Below are 16,620 nucleotides of genomic sequence, written 5' to 3'. Positions count from 1 at the left end.
CGAAATAAAGGAGGAGGCCGCAGGCCGGGGGACATTCGCGGAGAAAGGTACCCCGTCGGCGGGTGCGCCCCCCGAACAAGGCAACTCACGCACAGCACGACGACTAAAAAAACAAGTTTTCATCGTGCACCTAGGCCACAGCCTTGGTCCCACCAAAGGTCGTCTGCTTCACGAACTTGGAGGTCAGGTGGTCACCCGATGAAATGGGCGCGTACTTCGGCTGCTCGCCCGGCGCAAGACAGCTCGGCAGACACTCGACCATTGCGTCGTAGTTGGGCTGGTGAAAGAACACCAGCGACTGCCGGCGGTTGGTGCTGGCCACCTCGAACGGCGGATTGACCACGCGGTGCAGCGTGGACACCCACTGGTCGTTGGTCCACTGCATCATCAGGTCGGCAATGTTGACCACCAGGCCGCCTTCCACCTGCGGTACGTCGACCCACTGGCCTGCCTTGTTGAACACCTGCAGGCCCTTGTCGTCGGGCAGCACGACGGTGAGGCTGCCGTAGTCGCTGTGCGCGCCGGCGCGCAACTGGCCTGGCAGTGGCGCTTCACGTTGCGGCGGATAGCTCAGCACGCGGAACATGCTGATGTGCTTGTCGATCTTGTCGTCGAAGAACGTCTCGGGCAGCGCAAGGCCGAGCGCGAAGATGCGCATCAGCGAGCGGGAGAGATCGCTCATGGCGTCGAAGTAGGCTTCGTACGCTTCACGAAAGCCGTCGATCGGCGGCCAGCTGTTGGGTTCGAAGTGCGGGCCGGCGGCGGGGCCGCGGTGGTAGTCGTCGTCGGGCACGTTCGAGGGGCCGACCGAGAACGACTCCTTCAGGTCGCCGGGCGCGGCCTCTTCCAGGCTGTACGAAAGCCCCTCTTCGCCCACTGCGCTGTAGCCGCGCACCGCGTCTTCGCGCGGCCGGTCGACCTTGCGCTTCTCGGCCAGCGGCATCTCGAAGAACGCGCGCGAGAGCTTCGACACGCGCGCGATCAGTTCGGCCGGGATGCCGTGGTTGGTAATGACGAGAAAGCCGATGCTGCGGCAGGCCTCGTCGACTTTCTTCGCGACCTGTTCCTTGCCTTCGGCCGTGCCGCCGAAGTAGGGCGCGAGATCGATGATGGGTACGGACAGCAGGGTTGTCATGTGTCGGTCCTCGTGCTTGGCATGCCTTTCGCCATGCAACGTCTGTGCCAGTTGGACCAAATGGACAAAATGCATTTGTCGCGTCAGCATGGTGCGCACTGCGCGTGCGGGATGGCCCGTACGGCGCAACGCGATGCACGCGGCCTTACAGTGGTGCGCGTTGAATGAACGAATGAATGAAGAGCCTGCAAATCGAGAAGCGAGGGAAGATGCCGAAGACCAAGGCGCTGGCCGCAGCCAGCAGCACAAAGAAGACCCCAGCCAAGAGCGCTGTGAAGGGCGCCGTGAAGGGCCTGGTGCGCAAGTCCGCGAAGCCCGCGGTGCGCAGCGCCTCGGCGGTGAGCCGCAGGCTGCGCCAGATCGAAGACAAGCGCAGCGCCATCCTCGGTGCGGCGCTGGGCCTGTTCTCGCGCTTCGGATTGCATGGCACGTCGATCGACCAGGTGGCGGCGCGCGCCGATGTGTCCAAGAGCAATCTGCTCTATTACTTTGCCAACAAGGAAGAGCTGTATGTGAACGTGCTGCGCGACCTGCTCGCACTGTGGCTGGAGCCGCTGCGCGGCTTCAGTGCCGAGCAGGACCCGGGCGAGGCCATCGGCGGCTACATCCGCCGCAAGCTCGTGGTCTCGCGCGACCGGCCCGATGCGTCGCGCCTGTTCTGCCTTGAAATGATCCAGGGCGCGCCCCTGCTGCGCGACGAGCTCGACCGCGAACTGCGCACGCTGGTGGAGCGCAAGTCGGAGGTCATCCGTTCATGGATTGCGTCGGGCAAGCTTGCGCCGGTCGATCCGCATCACCTGATTTTTGCGCTCTGGGCTGTCACGCAGCACTACGCGGATTTTGGTGTGCAGGTGCAGGCGCTGACGGGGCATACGCTGGAGGACCCGGTGTTTTTTGAGCAGACGGTGGAGAACGTGCAGCGGATCGTGCTGCAGGGGATTGCGCCGCGGTAGGGGGTTGCTCCCTCGGGATGACAGAGAGGCCGGGTTGCGGACTTGCTCCCTCTCCCTCTGGGAGAGGGCTGGGGTGAGGGCCAGCGGCGTTGGAAGAAGCGGTGGGCTTGCGAAGGCCGCCTGCCCTCACCCTAACCCTCTCCCAGAGGGAGAGGGGAGAAAACGGGGAGAGGGGGCAAGACCAGGTCAGTGCGGCGGTGTCGCTATCTCGTGATAGCGGCGGTCGAAATAGATCAGGCTCTGCGCCGCCCCGCCGATCGCAATCGCCAGCGCTTCACAGAACAGCACGTCATGCGTGCCCGCGCTGGTCGCGCGCACCACGCGGCAATCGAATGACGCCGCGGCATCTTCCAGCACCGGCGATCCGGTCGCCTTGCGGCCCCAGCGTGCCGCGGCAAAGCGCTCGTCCATCGGCGTCTTGCCGCCGAACAGGCCGGATAGCGCCTGGTGGCCCGCCGCCAGCACGTTCACGCACAGCACGCCGTTGGCCGTAAACGCGGGGTACACCGATGCCGACCGGTTCAGGCACACCAGCAGCATCGGCGGTTCGTCGGTCACGCTGCACACGGCCGACGCGGTGAAGCCGGCGCGGCCCGCGGGCCCGTCGGTGGTGATGATGTTGACCGCCGCGCCCAACCGCGCCATGGCATTGCGGTAATCGGCCTTGGGCAATATCGGGGGCAGCCCGCTCGATTCGGCGTGGGAGGCTATTGCGTTCAGCATGTCGGAGCTCCGGAATCGTCGTGATGTGCGCGCTCTGGCTTCAGGCCAGCAGGCAGGCTTCCTCGAAGGCCAGCCGCGGCAGACGGCCGAACACCTTGGCCGCATCGCCATGGCCGAGGTTGATCAAGAAGTTGGTGCTCCAGTCGGTGCCCTCGAAGAACGCGGCATCCACCTTCGCCTTGTCGAAGCCCGACATCGGGCCTGCATCGAGCCCCACCGCGCGCGCGGCGAGCAGCAGGTAGCCCGCCTGCAGGCTGGCGTTGCGAAAGGCGGTTTCGTGCGCGGCCTCGGGGCTGCCGGTGAACCAGCTGCGCGCATCGGTGTGCGGAAACAGCGTGGGCAGCCTGTCGTAGAACTTGCGGTCCCACGCGGCGATGACCGTGACCGGTGCCGCCATGGTCTTGTCGAGGTTGCCCTTGGAAAGCGCAGGCGCCAGGCGCTGCTTGCCCTCGGGCGTGCGAACGAACACAAAGCGTGCGGGCGAGCAGTTGGCCGAGGTCGGGCCCATGCGGGCGAGCGCATAGACCTGCCGGAGTTGCTCATCCGTCACGGGCTCCGCGGTCCAGCCGTTGTGGCTGCGTGCTTCGGTAAAGAGAAGTGCCAGTGCGGCGTCGTCGAGGGCGGTGGTGGTGGTCATGCGGGAACGCCGGGTGCGCTGACCCGGGAAAGAAAGTCGAGCAGGCTGCGGTTGAATGCGTCGGCCTCGGTCACGCTGTGCGCATGGCCGCCGTGCGGCATGAAGTGCAGCGTCACGTCGTGCAGGCCATCGGCCAGGTGCTGCGAGCAGGTCCACGGCACCAGCGCATCGTCCATGGCGGCGGCCACCAGCGTGGGCGCGGTGATGTCGCCAAGTTGCGCGTCGATGTCGAAGGCGCGCAGCGCGCCGATGCGCACACGCATGTTGGCCTCGCCGGGAAAGTGCGCAAACGCATGGTCGACCTCGTCGGCCACGCGCTGCGCATGTTCCGCGCACCAGGCCGCGGGGTATAAGAAGATCGGCTGCGCTTCTACATACGCGCGCGGGCCGCAGGCGCCGAGCAGCGCAAGCCGCGCATCAAAGCAGCGCGCCGAGTGCGCATTGGGCTTGGACCACGCATTGACCAGCACCAGGCTCGCCACACGCGAGGGCTCGTCGAGTGCCAGCTGCAGCCCGACGAGCCCGCCGAGCGCGTGCCCCACCAGGTGGCAGCGCGGCGTCGACGTGGCGTCGAGAATCTGCACCACGTCGCGCGCCATGTCGGCAATGGCGTAGTCCGCGCTCAGTGCGGCGGGGCTGCGGCCCGTTCCGCGCTGGTCGTACGCAATCACGCGATGGCCCGCTGCAACGAGCGCGCCGATCTGCGGTTGCCAGAAGGCGGCCGAACCGCCCAGGCCCGACGACAGCAGCACCGCCTCGCCGTCGGCCGGGCCATGCACTTCGTAGTGCAGCGGCATGCTCAGGCCTTGTTGCCGACGTGGGCGATGGAGGCGATTTCGACCAGCGCGTCGGGCTTTACCAGGCCGCACTGGATGCAGTAGCGCGCAGGTTTGGTGCCCGGAAAGAACTCGGCGTACACCGCGTTCACCTTCGCGTAGTCGGCCCAGTCCTTGATCATGATCATGTTGAACGTCACGTCGTCCATGGTGCCGCCGGCCGTTTTGATCACGTTCTGGATCGTTTCGAGCACGTGGCGCGTCTGCGCGGAGGCGTCGCCCACGTGCACCACATTGTTGTCCTTGTCGAAGGGCAGCGTGCCCGACACGTAGACCACGCCGTCGGCCATGGTGCCGGGCACGAACGGGGCGATGGGCGTGGTGGTTCCGGCGGGGATGATGGCTTGCTTGGGCATGAGGACGGGCTCCTTTAAAAAAATCAGGCGATGGCTGCTTCAGCCGCTACAGGCTGCGCGGCGGGCTCGGGTGCAAAGGTGGCGCAGAACTGGTCCACGGTCGAAACCCAGCCGAAGAAGGTCTCGACGTTGTAGACGGAGGCTTTCTGTATGGCCGCACCGCCAAGCTCGTGCGTGGCGTCTTCGAGCATCACGGCGAAGTATTCGAGGTGAAAGGCATCGCGCAGCGTCGACTCCACGCACACGTTGGTGGCAATGCCGGTGAACACCAGGTGGCGGATGCCGCGTGCGCGCAGCGTGCTGTCGAGCGTGCTGTTGAAGAAGCCGCTGTAGCGCGTCTTGGGCACCACGATGTCGCCGGGCTCCGGCTTCATCTCTGCGATGAGTTCGTAGTCCCAGCCGCCCTTGGCGAGGAACTTGCCTGCGAGCTCGGGCTTGGCGCGCATGGTCTTGAGCGCGTTCGACTTGTGCCAGTTGGGCGAGCCCGGTCCGCCGGCCTCGACGTAGGCGGCGTCCCAGCCGTTCTGAAGAAACACGACCAGCATGCCGGCTGCGCGCGCCGCCGCAATGGTGCGCGCGATGTTGGCGATGGTGCCCTGCGCGCCGGAAATATCGAAGCCTGCCGAATCGACATAGCCGCCGATGGAGGCATAGGCGTTCTGCATGTCGACCACGATCAATGCCGAGTCGGTGGCATGCAGCGCCAACGGTTCGGGCCGGGCCGGCAGCACCAGCGGCGCGGGTGTGCCGGGCAGGCGTGGCGCGCCGACGGGCGTGGTCGAGGTGAGCGTGGTGTTGCGTGCGGGCGTGGCCATGCGCGTGTTTCCTTTCAGGCCGCAAGGCGCTCGGGTTCGGCCTGCGAGGCCACAGGGCTCTGCACATGCGCGCGGCTCTTCATGAGCGGCTGGATGCGCTCGCCGAATGCCGCAACACCCTGCAGAAAGTCGTCGAAGGTGAGCAGCACGCCTTCGGTGCCCGGCACTTCGGCCATCTCGTCGAGCAGGCGCGCAACTGTGGCGTAAGAGCCCACCAGCGTGCCCATGTTGATGTTGACGGCCGAGGTCGGGTCGGCCATCTGGCGCACATTGGTGTCGGCGCCCGACTTGGTGTCGGCCGCGCCCTGCTGGCCCAGCCACGCAATGGCTTCGTGGTCGGCGCCCGCCTTGTAGTGCTCCCACTTGGCGCGCGCGGCTTCGTCGGTTTCGTCGGCAATCACCATCATCAGCACGTAGGTGGTCACGTGGCGGCCGGTCTTGCCCGTGGCCTCGATGAGCTTTTCGGCCGCAGGCGCAAAGGCCTTGGGCGTGTTCACGCCTTTGCCGAAGCAGAAGTTGTAGTCGGCGTATTTCGCGGAAAAGTCCATGCCGGCGTCGCTCTGGCCCGCGCAGATCACCTTCATGTCGGCTTGCGGCCGGGGGCTCAGGCGGCAGTCGTCCATCTGGAAGTGCGCGCCCTTGAAATCCGATTGGCCGGTGCCCCACAGGTCGCGCAGCACCTGGATGTATTCAGACAGGTATTGGTAGCGCGTGCCGAAGAACTGGTCGCCGGGCCACATGCCCATTTGCGAGTATTCGGGGCGCTGCCAGCCGGTGACGAGGTTCAGGCCAAAGCGACCGTTGGAAATCGAGTCGATGGTCGATGCCATGCGCGCCACGATGGCCGGCGGCATCACCAGCGAGGCCGCGGTGGCAAAGAGCTTGATCTTGGTGGTAACGGCCGCGAGCCCGGCCATGAGCGTGAACGACTCGAGGTTGTGGTCCCAGAACTCGGTCTTGCCGCCAAAGCCGCGCAGCTTGATCATCGACAGCACAAAGTCGACGCCGTAGCGCTCGGCCGTGAGCGTGATCTCCTTGTTGAGTTCGAAACTCGGCTTGTACTGCGGTGCGTTTTCGGAGAGCAGCCAGCCGTTGTTGCCGATGGGAATGAAGATGCCGACGTTCATGCAGAAGCTCCAGTTGCGGGGTCGCAAAGCCCTATGCATGGCCCGTGCCAGTTAAAAAAGTCCTTTCAAATCAACGCCTTGAATGTTTTCTAATGTTTCTTTTTGACCATTTGGTCCAAAGTGGAGCAGATGAACCGCCCGGCTTGCGGCAGCACGGTGCGCGGCAAGGCCAAACCGGTGCAGCGCCGGCGTCATGGATCGCGCGGCAAAATCACCCCATGCCCAAGACCCCACTCCGTGCCGCCGCTGCCGTCGGCGGTACTGCAGACGACATCGAGGCCGCGTTTTATGAGGCGCTGCAGCGCGGCGACATCGAAGCGCTGATGGCGTGCTGGGCCGACGAGGACGAGGTGTTCTGCGTGCACCCGGGCGGCCCCCGCCTGGTGGGCGCCACGGCGATCCGCGCGGCTTTCGAGCAGATGTTCGGCAACGGCGCCATTCACGCGATGCCCGCGCGCGTGCGCAAGATCGAGTCGCTCGCAAGCGCGGTGCACAACGTGCTCGAACGCATCGAGGTGCTCACGGCCGAGGGCCCGAAGCACGCCTTTGTGCTGGCCACCAACGTCTATCACAAGACCGCCGAAGGCTGGCGCATGGTGGCGCACCATGCAAGCCCCGGCAGCGCGCGGGAACCCGTCGACGCGAACGACCCGCCCCAGATCCTGCATTGAGAAATGCCTGACGACGTTTCTTCCCCGCATTCATCGATGGGCTACGTGGCGCCGCGCTGGCTGCCCGGCGGCAACCTGCAGACCATCTGGGCGGCGCTGTATGCGCGCCGCTTCGACGGACCGGCGCCGGTGTACCGCCGTGAGCGCTGGAACGCGCCCGACGGCGATTTCATCGATGTCGACTTTGCCGATTCGGCCCTGGTGGGCACAAGCCCCGGACCGCGCCCTTTGCTGGTGCTGTTCCACGGCCTGGAAGGGTCGTCCCGCAGCCACTATGCCGAAGCCTTTGCCGTGTTTGCGGCCGAGCGGGGCATGGACTTCGCAGTGCCGCATTTCAGGGGCTGCAGCGGCGAGCTGAACCTGGCGCCGCGCGCCTACCACTCGGGCGACTACGAAGAAATCGACTGGATCTTGCGGCGCATGCGCGAGCGGCAGGCCTCCCACGAAGGCGGCCCCGTGCTGGCCGCGGGCGTTTCGCTGGGCGGAAATGCGCTGCTGCGCTGGGCTTGCGAGGCCGGCGACTCGGCCCACGCCTCGGTGGCTGCAGTGGCCTCGGTGTGTGCGCCGCTCGATCTGGCGGCCGGCGGCGAGGCAATCGGCCGCGGCTTCAACCGGCTGGTCTACACGCGCATGTTCCTGGCCACCATGAAGCCCAAGGCGCTGGCCAAGCTGGCCCAGTTTCCGGGGCTGTTCGACCGCGAGCGGCTGCTGGCGGCGCGAGACCTCTACACCTTCGACGACGTGTTCACGGCGCCGCTGCACGGCTTTCGCAACACCGACGACTACTGGGCGCGGGGTTCGTCCAAGCCGCACCTGAGCGCGATTCGCGTGCCCACGCTGGTGGTGAACGCGCTGAACGATCCGTTCATTCCGGCCCGCAGCCTGCCGGGCCCGGGCGAGGTGGGCCGGCACGTCACGTTGTGGCAGCCCGCGCACGGCGGCCATGTGGGCTTTCCGCTCGGCGCGCCGCCGGGCCATGTGCGCGGCATGCCGGAGAGCGTCGGTAGCTGGCTCGGGCAATTCGCCTAGCCCCGACTGCCGCGCGGGCGCGCAGAATAGCTTTCATGGACGACATCGTTAAACAAGCGCTCGCCAAGTGGCCCAACGTGCCGCATTGCTACGGCTGGCTTGGCCTGGACGCGCGCGGCAACTGGTACATGCGCGACGACCGCACCCAGGCCCAGGGGCCGTTTCCGGCCGCCAAGGGCTCGATGCTGCGGCACGAGAAGCTCATCGACTTCATCCACCGCAACTACGACCACGACGGCGAAGGGCAGTGGTTCTTCCAGAACGGCCCCCAGCGCGTCTATGTCGAACTGGAGGCGGCGCCTTTTGTCTGGCGCATTGCCGACGACAAGGGCTTTGCCGTCACCGCCCATACCGGGCAGGCGGTCGAGGTTTCCGGGTGCCTGCTCGACGAGGAGGGCCGCCTCTACCTGGCCGCGCCGCTCGGCCTTGGGCTGGTTCACACGCAGGACGTGGGCCTGGCCGCCGAAGCCATCGACCAGGGGCTGTGGACGCCCGAGCCGGTGCGCTCGGCCGACTTGCCGCAGCGCTTCGGCCATGTGCTGAGCCCCGCGGCACGGCAGCCCGCGGCGCTATCAAAACAGTAGCTGTTCAGGTTGCGCGCATGAAAAAGCCGGCTCGAGGCCGGCTTTTTTATTGGGGCGAAGCCCTCGCTTACTTGCTGGCGGTGGGGGCGGCCGGTGCGGCGGCCGAAGCAGCGCCATCGGCGGGTGCCGCTGCCGCGGCGGGGCGCTCGGGCACCGGGAACTTGGCGCCGCCGGCGTTGGCCAGATAAACCACGGCACGGCCGATTTCGAGGTCTTCGAAGTCGCCGCCGCCCTGGGCCGGCATGGCGCCCTTGCCATGCAGCGCATGGTCGAGCAGCGTTGCGTAGCCCTGGCCGATGCGCGGGCCCCAGGCTGCGGCGTCGTTCAGGTGCGGAGCGCCGGGAATGCCGGGCGGCGCATGGCAGGCGGCGCACTGGGCCTTGAACACGGTCTCGCCAGCCGCAAGGGGGCGGTTGGCATCGCGGATTTCGATGGTGCCGACCTTCTTGAGCCGCTCGGCCACTTCGCGGTTGCGCGCGTCTTGCGACACGCCGTAGAGCGCCATGTTGTCGCCCTCGGCCGTGCCCGCGGGCTTGTTGCCCGAAACCACATAGGCCACAAGGCCCACGATGATCAGGATGGGGGCAAGAAAAGAGAAAAATACCGCGAGCAGCAGTTGCTTCGGGTTCTTGATCGGGCCGGTGTGGGCTTCTTCTGTGGCCTGGTAGTGCGGGTCTGCGCTCATGGCGTCCTCAATAACGGGGGCTCGTCGGGGGGCTTTTTCGAATCAACCGGCGATTATAGAGAGGCCCTCCGCCCAAAGGACGGAAGGCCTCTCCGCGATGCTTCAATGCAACGAGCTCATTCCAGTGCACCCGCGGAACCGGCTTTGCCGGGCCGCCGGGTGCGCCCCCCAGTGGGGGGAGGCGCCGAAGGCGCTTCGGGGGGTGTCAACCAGCCTTTGCCCAACCGCCGCCCAGCGTCTTGTAGAGCGTGACCTGGTTCTGCAGCTGCAAGAGCCGCGTGGTCACGGCCGATTGCTGCGCCGTGTACAGCGAGCGCTGTGCGTCCAGCAGGTCGAGCGCGCTGGCAATGCCGTTGCGGTAGCGCATGTCGGAGAGCTTGAAGCGCACCGCTTCGGCGTCGGCCTGCGCGCGTTGCGCCCGCACCTGTTCGCCCAGCGTGGCACGGCCGGCCAGGGCGTCCGCCACTTCGCGGAAGGCAGTCTGGATCGACTTTTCGTACTGCGCCACGGCAATCTCGCGCCCGGCCTTGGCCGAGTCGAGCCCCGCAATGTTGCGGCCCGCATCGAAGATGGGCAGCGTGATCTGCGGCGAAAAGGCCCAGGCCTTCGATCCGCTGTCGAACAGGCCCGAGAACTCGCTGCTGGCGGTGCCGATCGAGGTGGTGAGCGACACACGCGGAAAGAACGCCGCGCGCGCCGCGCCGATGTTGGCGTTGGCCGCAATCAGTTGCTGCTCGGCCGAGCGGATGTCCGGCCGCTCGGTCAGCAGGTCCGAAGGCAGGCCCGCGGGCACATCGGGCATCGGCTTGATGCCGTCCAGCCCCTTGGCGCCGCCGGCCGTGGCTTCTGCCGGCACCGGCGCGCCGAGCAGCAGGGCGAGCGCGTTCTCGTCCTGCTGGCGCGTGCGCAGTTGCTGCGCATAAGAAGCACGGGCGGTTTCGGCCAGCGAGTTCGCGGCCTGGAAGTCGAGCTCCGACGACACGCCGTTGTCGAAGCGCAGCTTGGTCAGGCGCACCGATTCTTCGCGCGTGACCATCGTCTGGCGCGTGAGCTCCAGCAGTTCGTCGTCCGCAATCAGCGTGAGCCAGCCCGTGGCCACGGCCGCGATCAGGCTGATTTGCGCGGCCTTGCGCGTTTCTTCGGTGGCGAGGTATTGCGCCAGCGCCTGGTCCTTCAGGCTGCGGATGCGGCCGAAGAAGTCGATCTCCCAGGCGGTGATGCCCAGGTTGACGCTGTACTGCGACGACACGCTGCCCGCGCTGCTGTCGAAGGCCTGCAGCTGGTTGGGGCTCGAACGCGACCCGCTGCCCGTGAGGCCCAGCGCCGGAAAGAGCGCCGAGCGCTCGATCTGGAATTGCGCGCGCGCCTGCTCGATGTTGAGCACCGACACGCGCAGGTCGCGGTTGTTGGCCAGCGCGGTCTGAATGAGCCCGGTCAGGCGCGGATCGGTGAAGAAGTCCTGCCAGGGCAGGGCGGCCGCGGCCTGGCCCGCCGGCTGCGCCGGGTCGCCCGGAAAGGTGGTGGGCACCGGCGCGGCGGGGCGCTCGTAGGTCGGAATCAGCGAGCAGCCGGCCAGCAGCATGGCCGCGGCCAGGGCCGTGGGAATCAGTTTCTTAGTCATGTGTCTTTTCCTCCGTGATGCCGGCGGCTTCGGCATGCCGCTTGTCGGCTTCATGCTGGCGTGCGCTGCCCTTGAACAGCGTGCGCACCACCACGAAGAACACCGGCACGAAGATCACGGCCAGCACCGTGCCCGTGACCATGCCGCCCAGCACGCCGGTGCCAATGGCGCGCTGGCTTGCCGAGCCGGCGCCCGAGGCAATGGCCAGCGGCACCACGCCCAGGCCAAAGGCCAGCGAGGTCATGATGATCGGGCGGAACCGCAGGTGGGCGGCGGCCAGCGCCGATTCGACGATGCCCTTGCCCTGCGCCTGCAGGTCCTTCGCAAACTCGATGATCAGAATCGCGTTCTTCGCCGACAGGCCGATGATGGTGATCAGCCCCACCTGGAAGTACACGTCGTTCGAGTAGGCGCGCAGCATGGTTGCCAGCAGCACCCCCAGCACGCCGAGCGGCACCACCAGAATGACCGACAGCGGGATCGACCAGCTCTCGTACAGCGCGGCCAGGCACAGGAACACCGCCAGGATTGCGAAGCCGTAAAGGATGATGGCCTGCGAGCCCGCGAGCTTTTCTTCGCGCGACTGGCCCGTCCATTCAAAGCCGAAGCCTTGCGGCAGTTGGCTTGCAAGCTTTTCCATCTCGGCCATGGCCGCGCCCGTGCTGAAGCCCGGCGCCGCGTCGCCGCTGATGCGGATGGCGGGGTAGCCGTTGTAGCGCACCGTTTGCGTGGCGCCCGTCACCCACTTGGTAGTGGCAAAGGCCGACAGCGGCACCGGCTGGCCCTGCGTGTTGCTGGCGTTCAGCTTCAGCAGGTCGTCCGGCTGCATGCGGGCCGGCGCATCGGCTTGCACCACCACGCGCTGCAGGCGGCCGCGGTTCGGAAAGTCGTTGATGTAGCTCGAACCCAGGCCCGTCGACAGCGTGGCGTTGATCGCGTCGAAGCTCACGCCCAGTGCGTTGGCCTTGTCGCGGTCGATGTCGATCTGCAGCTGCGGCGCGTCTTCCAGGCCGTCAGGGCGCACCTGCGTCAGCACCTTGCTCTGGCTGGCCATGCCCAGCAACTGGTTGCGCGCGTTGATGAGCGCGTCGTGGCCGGCGCCCGAACGGTCTTGCAGCCGGAAGCTGAAGCCGCTGGCGTTGCCCAGTTCAGGAATGGGCGGCGGGCTCAGCGGGTAGATGAACGCATCGCGAATGCCCGAGAGCGCACCGAAGGCGCGGCCCGCGAGGGCGCTGGCCGAGTGGGCCGGGTCCTTGCGCTCTTCCCAGTCTTTCAGCGTGACGAAGGCAAGGCCGGCGTTCTGGCCCTGGCCAGAGAAGCTGAAGCCCATCACGCCCACCATGCTCTGCACTTCAGGCTGCTTCAGGATGAAGCCTTCGACCTGCTGCATGACCGACAGCGCGCGCTCTTGCGTGGCGCCCGGGGGCAGCTGCACGTTCACGATGATGTTGCCCTGGTCTTCTTGCGGCAGAAACGAGCTTGGCAGGCGCATGTACGTGAACACCACCGCGCCGATGATCACGGCGTAGATGATCAGGTAGCGCGCGGCGCGGCGCAGAATGCGCGCGACCATGCTCTCATAGCCCTTGGCCGTGCGCGTAAAGCCGCGGTTGAACCAGCCGAAGAAGCCGCTCTTTTCGTGGTGGTGGCCCGCTTCGACCGGCTTGAGCAGCGTGGCGCACAGCGCCGGCGTGAGCGACAGCGCCATGAAGGCCGAGAAGGCAATCGAGGTCACCATCACGGCCGAGAACTGGCGGTAGATGTTGCCGGTGGAGCCCGCAAAGAACGCCAGCGGCACAAACACCGAAATCAGCACCACCGTCACGCCGATGATGGCGCCCGAGATCTGCCGCATGGCCTTGCGCGTGGCTTCGAGCGGCGACAGCCCCTCTTCGCTCATGATGCGCTCGACGTTTTCGACCACCACAATGGCGTCGTCCACCACGATACCGATCACCAGCACCATGCCGAACATGGTCAGCACGTTGATCGAGAAGCCCAGCGCCAGCAGCGAGGCAAACGTGCCCAGCAGCGCAATTGGCACCACGATGGTCGGAATGATCGTGTAGCGCCAGTTCTGCAAGAACAGGAACATCACCACGAACACCAGCGCAATGGCTTCGAGCAGCGTCTTCACCACTTCGGTGATGGAAATCTGCACGAAGCGCGAGCTGTCGTACGGAATGTTCCACTTCACGCCCTGCGGGAAAAAGCGCTCGAGCTCCGCCATCTTGGCGCGAATGGCCTTGGCCGATTCGAGCGCGTTGCCGTTGGGCGTGGGCTGCACGCCGACACCCACCGCCGGCACACCGTTCAGGCGGGCAGAGGTGGCATACGACTGGCCGCCCAGTTCAACGCGGGCCACGTCCTTCAGCCGCACGGTCGAGCCGTCGGGGTTGGCGCGCAGCACAATTTCCTTGAACTGCTCCACGTTGGCCAGCTGGCCGTTCACCACCACGGTGGCCGCAATAGCCTGGCCTGGAACGTTGGGCAGGTCGCCCAGGGTGCCTGAAGACACCTGCGCGTTCTGCGCGCGAATCGCGTTGTTCACGTCGGTGGCCGACAGGTTGAAGCCCTGCAGCTTGGCCGGGTCGATCCAGATGCGCATTGCGTTTTCAGAGCCGAACAGCTGGGCCTGGCCCACGCCGACCACGCGCTGCAGCTCTGGCACCACGTTGCGCGCGGCGTAGTCGCCGAGTGCAATGGGGTCGAACGCCGGATTGTCCGAAGACAGCATCACAAACATCAGGAAGTTGTCGCGCGACTTGTCCACGCGCACACCCTGCTGCGTTACCGCCGCCGGCAGGCGCGGCGTGGCGCGCGAGAGCCGGTTCTGCACGTCCACCTGCGCAAGGTCGTCGTTGGTGCCGGCCTCGAAGCTGATGGTGATGGTGCCGGTGCCGTCGGCCTGGGCCACCGATTCCATGTAGATCAGGCCCGGCGAGCCGTTCATTTCACGCTCGATCACGGACAGCACGCTGTCCTCGAGCGTCTGGGCCGAGGCGCCGGGGTACGCCACGTTGATCACGATGGCCGGCGGTGCCACCGGCGGGTATTGCGAGATCGGCAGCTGCGTAATTGCCACGCCGCCCATCACCAGGACGAACAGGGCAATCACCCAGGCGAAGATCGGGCGGTCGATAAAGAATTTGGCCATGCGGGCGCGCTCCTGCTATTACTTCTTCTCGGCCGGCGCAGCCGCCGCACCGCTGGCTGGCGCCGCCGCGGCAGACGCCGCCGGCGCTGCCGGTTGTGCCGCACCGTTAGGCGCGGACTTTTGCCAAGGCACCGCCTTCACCGGCGTGCCGGGCGGCATCATCTGCAGCTTCTGGAAGCCGTCGACCATCACCTGTTCGCCCGCCTTCAGGCCGTCGAGCACCACCCACTGGTTGTCCTTGGCGGCGCTGATCTTCACCGTGCGCTGGCTGATCTTGCCGTCGGCACTTACCACCGACACCGTGTCGCCCTGCTGCGTGCGCGTAACCGCCTGCTGCGGAATGGTGATTGCGTTGGTGGCCTGCGCCTGCTCGAGCTTTACGCGCACATACAGGCCGGGCAACAGCTCGCCCTTCGGGTTGGGCACCTCGGCGCGCAGCGTGACCTGGCCCGTGGCCTGGTCGACCGTCAGGTCGGAGAACAGCAGCTTGCCGGGCAGCGTGTAGTCGGTGCCGTCTTCGAGCACCACCGTAACGCTGGCGGCCTCTTCGCCGCTCGCGCGCTTGTACTGGCCGGCGGCCAGTGCGCGGCGCAGCTTCAGCACGTCGGAGGCCGATTGCGTGAAGTTCACGTACATCGGGTTGATCTGCTGCACCACGGCCAGCTCGGTGGCGTCGCCCTGGCCCACCAGTGCGCCCTCGGTTACCAGCGCGCGGCCAATGCGGCCGGCAATGGGCGAGGTTACGTCGGCATAGCCGAGGTTGATCTTGGCGGTTTGCACCGCTGCGCGGCCCGCGGCCACGTCGGCCTCGGCCGTTTTTTGCGAGGCCACGGCGTTTGCATATTCTTGCTTGCTTACCGCATTGGCCTCGACCAGCGGCTTATAGCGGTCGGCCAGCGCCTTGGCCTGCACGGCGTTGGCTTCGGCGCGCGCCAGCGTGGCCTGCGCGTTTTGCGATGCCGCCACCAGCGGCGCCGGGTCGATGCGGAACAGCAGCTGGCCCGCCTTCACGTCGCTGCCTTCGCGAAATTCGCGCTTCAGCAGGATGCCCGATGCGCGGGCGCGAACCTGCGCCACGCGCGAGGCTTCTAGCCGGCCCGGCAGCTCGGTCACCAGGCCCACGTCCGTCGGCGTGGCAACCACCACGCCCACTTCGGGCGCCGGGCGGGCGCCGCCACCGGCTGCGCCGCCTTGGCCCGCGGGCGCATCGCCCTTGGAACAGGCCGCGAGCATCAGCACCACAACGGCGGCCACGATCGCGAGGCGCGGCGAGAACGAAGATTGACGCGAAACATGCAGGAGAGGCATGCGAATCCTTTGAAGCAAAGACGGGAGATGGCGCGTTCGCAGAAAGCGAACAGAAAGCCAGCATAAATAGCCGGGCCATCGGGGAAGCCCGATAGTTTACATACATTCATGGATGTATAGTGACAGCATGGAATGGCCCCACGATGCGGAAAGGGCTTGGGTTTACAAATCAGGAGACTTGGTGGCACGTCGTACGAAGGAAGAAGCATTGGCCACGCGGCATCGGTTGCTCGATGCCGCGGAGCTGCTGTTTCAGGCGCAGGGCGTTTCGCAGACCTCGCTGCAGCAAATTGCGCAGCAGGCCGGCGCGACGCGGGGCGCCATTTATTGGCACTTCAAGGACAAGGCCGACCTCTTCAACGCCATGATGGAACGCGTCATCCTGCCGCTGGAGGCCGGCCCCCGGGCCGCCGCGGCGGCGGGCAACGACGACCCCCTGGCCGAGATTGAAGAGGGCATGGTGCATGCGCTCAACCTCATGGTGACCGACCCCCAGGTGCGCCGCGTGTTCGACGTGGCCACCCACAAGGTCGAATACACGCACGACATGGCCTCGGTGCAGCAGCGGCACCTGGACGCGCGCAACGCCTGCGTGGCCGACTTTGAAAAAGCCCTGCGCCTGGCGGCCCGCCGCGCCAGCATCAAGCTGCCCGTGCCCGGCCATGTGGCCGCGCAGGGCTTGCATGCGCTCATCAGCGGGCTCATTCAGAACTGGCTGCTAGACCCGGCCGCCTTCGACTTGGTGCAAAGCGGCCGGCGCACCTTTCGCGTTTACCTGGCCGGACTGGGCTTTGGCCGGAACTCGACCCCAGGCGTTGAGAACGAAGCTGAAGAAGTCGCCGCCTGATAGGCGATAATGCGTGGCTCCGGTTCTGCCGGAACCCAGATTCCTCGCTGTATTTCAACGGATAGAATTCGGCCCTCCGAAGGCTGAGATCCAGGTTCGATTCCTGGCGGCGGGACCAAATATCAAAGACCGGAAG

The 16,620-nt window shown here is 66.5% G+C and carries 17 protein-coding genes and 1 tRNA gene; 6 read left to right on the top strand and 12 right to left on the bottom strand.

Features of this window, described 5'->3' with window-relative positions; translation table 11 throughout:
• Window positions 1-130: 130 nt before the first annotated feature.
• Complete coding sequence (locus V9L21_RS23480; protein WP_337315239.1) at window positions 131-1,135, bottom strand: isopenicillin N synthase family dioxygenase; 1,005 nt, start codon at window positions 1,133-1,135, stop codon at window positions 131-133.
• Window positions 1,136-1,311: 176 nt separating this feature from the next.
• Here V9L21_RS23480 and rutR point away from each other — a divergent pair, with 176 nt between their 5' ends.
• On the top strand, window positions 1,312-2,088 hold the full coding sequence (gene rutR / locus V9L21_RS23475; RefSeq protein WP_337315238.1) for an HTH-type transcriptional regulator RutR: 777 nt from the start codon (window positions 1,312-1,314) through the stop codon (window positions 2,086-2,088).
• A 186-nt stretch (window positions 2,089-2,274) separates the two neighbouring features.
• Here rutR and rutF read toward each other — a convergent pair whose 3' ends face one another.
• From rutF to V9L21_RS23440, 7 genes are read right to left on the bottom strand one after another with little or no spacing between them, the layout of a single operon-like run.
• Window positions 2,275-2,811, bottom strand: coding sequence for an NADH-dependent FMN reductase RutF (rutF, locus tag V9L21_RS23470; RefSeq protein WP_337315237.1), 537 nt, complete (start codon window positions 2,809-2,811; stop codon window positions 2,275-2,277).
• Between the two features lie 40 nt (window positions 2,812-2,851).
• Window positions 2,852-3,448, bottom strand: coding sequence for a malonic semialdehyde reductase (locus V9L21_RS23465; protein WP_337315236.1), 597 nt, complete (start codon window positions 3,446-3,448; stop codon window positions 2,852-2,854).
• The gene (gene rutD, locus V9L21_RS23460) at window positions 3,445-4,245 is read right to left on the bottom strand and encodes a pyrimidine utilization protein D (protein WP_337315235.1); all 801 of its coding nucleotides are present in this window, start codon (window positions 4,243-4,245) and stop codon (window positions 3,445-3,447) included. The genes V9L21_RS23465 and rutD overlap by 4 nt, the downstream gene beginning before the upstream one ends.
• 2 nt (window positions 4,246-4,247) lie before the next feature.
• Window positions 4,248-4,640, bottom strand: a complete 393-nt coding sequence (gene rutC, locus V9L21_RS23455; RefSeq protein WP_124958891.1) for a pyrimidine utilization protein C — start codon at window positions 4,638-4,640, stop codon at window positions 4,248-4,250.
• A gap of 23 nt (window positions 4,641-4,663) precedes the next feature.
• Window positions 4,664-5,455, bottom strand: a complete 792-nt coding sequence (rutB, locus tag V9L21_RS23450) for a pyrimidine utilization protein B (RefSeq protein WP_337315234.1) — start codon at window positions 5,453-5,455, stop codon at window positions 4,664-4,666.
• A 14-nt stretch (window positions 5,456-5,469) separates the two neighbouring features.
• Entirely contained in the window at window positions 5,470-6,582 is a 1,113-nt protein-coding gene (gene rutA / locus V9L21_RS23445; protein ID WP_337315233.1) for a pyrimidine utilization protein A, read from the bottom strand.
• A gap of 51 nt (window positions 6,583-6,633) precedes the next feature.
• Window positions 6,634-6,777, bottom strand: coding sequence for a hypothetical protein (locus V9L21_RS23440; protein WP_337315232.1), 144 nt, complete (start codon window positions 6,775-6,777; stop codon window positions 6,634-6,636).
• Window positions 6,778-6,800: 23 nt separating this feature from the next.
• On the opposite strand from V9L21_RS23440, the gene V9L21_RS23435 reads away from it, so the two are divergent.
• Genes V9L21_RS23435 through V9L21_RS23425 form a run of 3 tightly spaced genes read left to right on the top strand, consistent with a single transcriptional unit; the run spans window position 6,801 to window position 8,866 of the window.
• A complete protein-coding gene (locus V9L21_RS23435; RefSeq protein WP_157616167.1) occupies window positions 6,801-7,253 on the top strand; it encodes a YybH family protein in 453 nt (150 codons plus the stop codon).
• Window positions 7,254-7,289: 36 nt separating this feature from the next.
• On the top strand, window positions 7,290-8,282 hold the full coding sequence (locus V9L21_RS23430) for a YheT family hydrolase (RefSeq protein WP_337315242.1): 993 nt from the start codon (window positions 7,290-7,292) through the stop codon (window positions 8,280-8,282).
• A gap of 35 nt (window positions 8,283-8,317) precedes the next feature.
• Window positions 8,318-8,866, top strand: a complete 549-nt coding sequence (locus V9L21_RS23425) for a DUF2946 family protein (RefSeq protein WP_337315231.1) — start codon at window positions 8,318-8,320, stop codon at window positions 8,864-8,866.
• A 67-nt stretch (window positions 8,867-8,933) separates the two neighbouring features.
• Here the strand turns inward: V9L21_RS23425 and V9L21_RS23420 are convergent, their stop codons facing one another.
• From V9L21_RS23420 to V9L21_RS23405, 4 genes are all read right to left on the bottom strand, one after another.
• On the bottom strand, window positions 8,934-9,551 hold the full coding sequence (locus V9L21_RS23420) for a c-type cytochrome (protein ID WP_337315230.1): 618 nt from the start codon (window positions 9,549-9,551) through the stop codon (window positions 8,934-8,936).
• A 205-nt stretch (window positions 9,552-9,756) separates the two neighbouring features.
• On the bottom strand, window positions 9,757-11,172 hold the full coding sequence (locus V9L21_RS23415; RefSeq protein WP_337315229.1) for an efflux transporter outer membrane subunit: 1,416 nt from the start codon (window positions 11,170-11,172) through the stop codon (window positions 9,757-9,759).
• Window positions 11,165-14,329: an efflux RND transporter permease subunit gene (locus V9L21_RS23410; RefSeq protein WP_337315228.1), complete on the bottom strand. Its 3,165-nt coding sequence runs from the start codon at window positions 14,327-14,329 to the stop codon at window positions 11,165-11,167. The genes V9L21_RS23415 and V9L21_RS23410 overlap by 8 nt, the downstream gene beginning before the upstream one ends.
• Before the next feature lie 18 nt (window positions 14,330-14,347).
• A complete protein-coding gene (locus V9L21_RS23405) occupies window positions 14,348-15,637 on the bottom strand; it encodes an efflux RND transporter periplasmic adaptor subunit (RefSeq protein WP_337315227.1) in 1,290 nt (429 codons plus the stop codon).
• Between the two features lie 178 nt (window positions 15,638-15,815).
• Here V9L21_RS23405 and V9L21_RS23400 point away from each other — a divergent pair, with 178 nt between their 5' ends.
• Together V9L21_RS23400 and V9L21_RS23395 are read left to right on the top strand one after the other, a co-directional pair.
• On the top strand, window positions 15,816-16,484 hold the full coding sequence (locus V9L21_RS23400) for a TetR family transcriptional regulator (RefSeq protein ID WP_443305476.1): 669 nt from the start codon (window positions 15,816-15,818) through the stop codon (window positions 16,482-16,484).
• A gap of 43 nt (window positions 16,485-16,527) precedes the next feature.
• Window positions 16,528-16,602: transfer RNA gene (locus V9L21_RS23395), tRNA-Arg, on the top strand.
• Window positions 16,603-16,620: the final 18 nt, after the last annotated feature.

The organism is Variovorax sp. CCNWLW235 (assembly GCF_037204085.1).
Classification (GTDB): Bacteria; Pseudomonadota; Gammaproteobacteria; order Burkholderiales; family Burkholderiaceae_C; genus Variovorax.
Note: the sequence above shows the minus strand (reverse complement) of the source record. Positions and strands in the feature narration are given on the sequence as shown.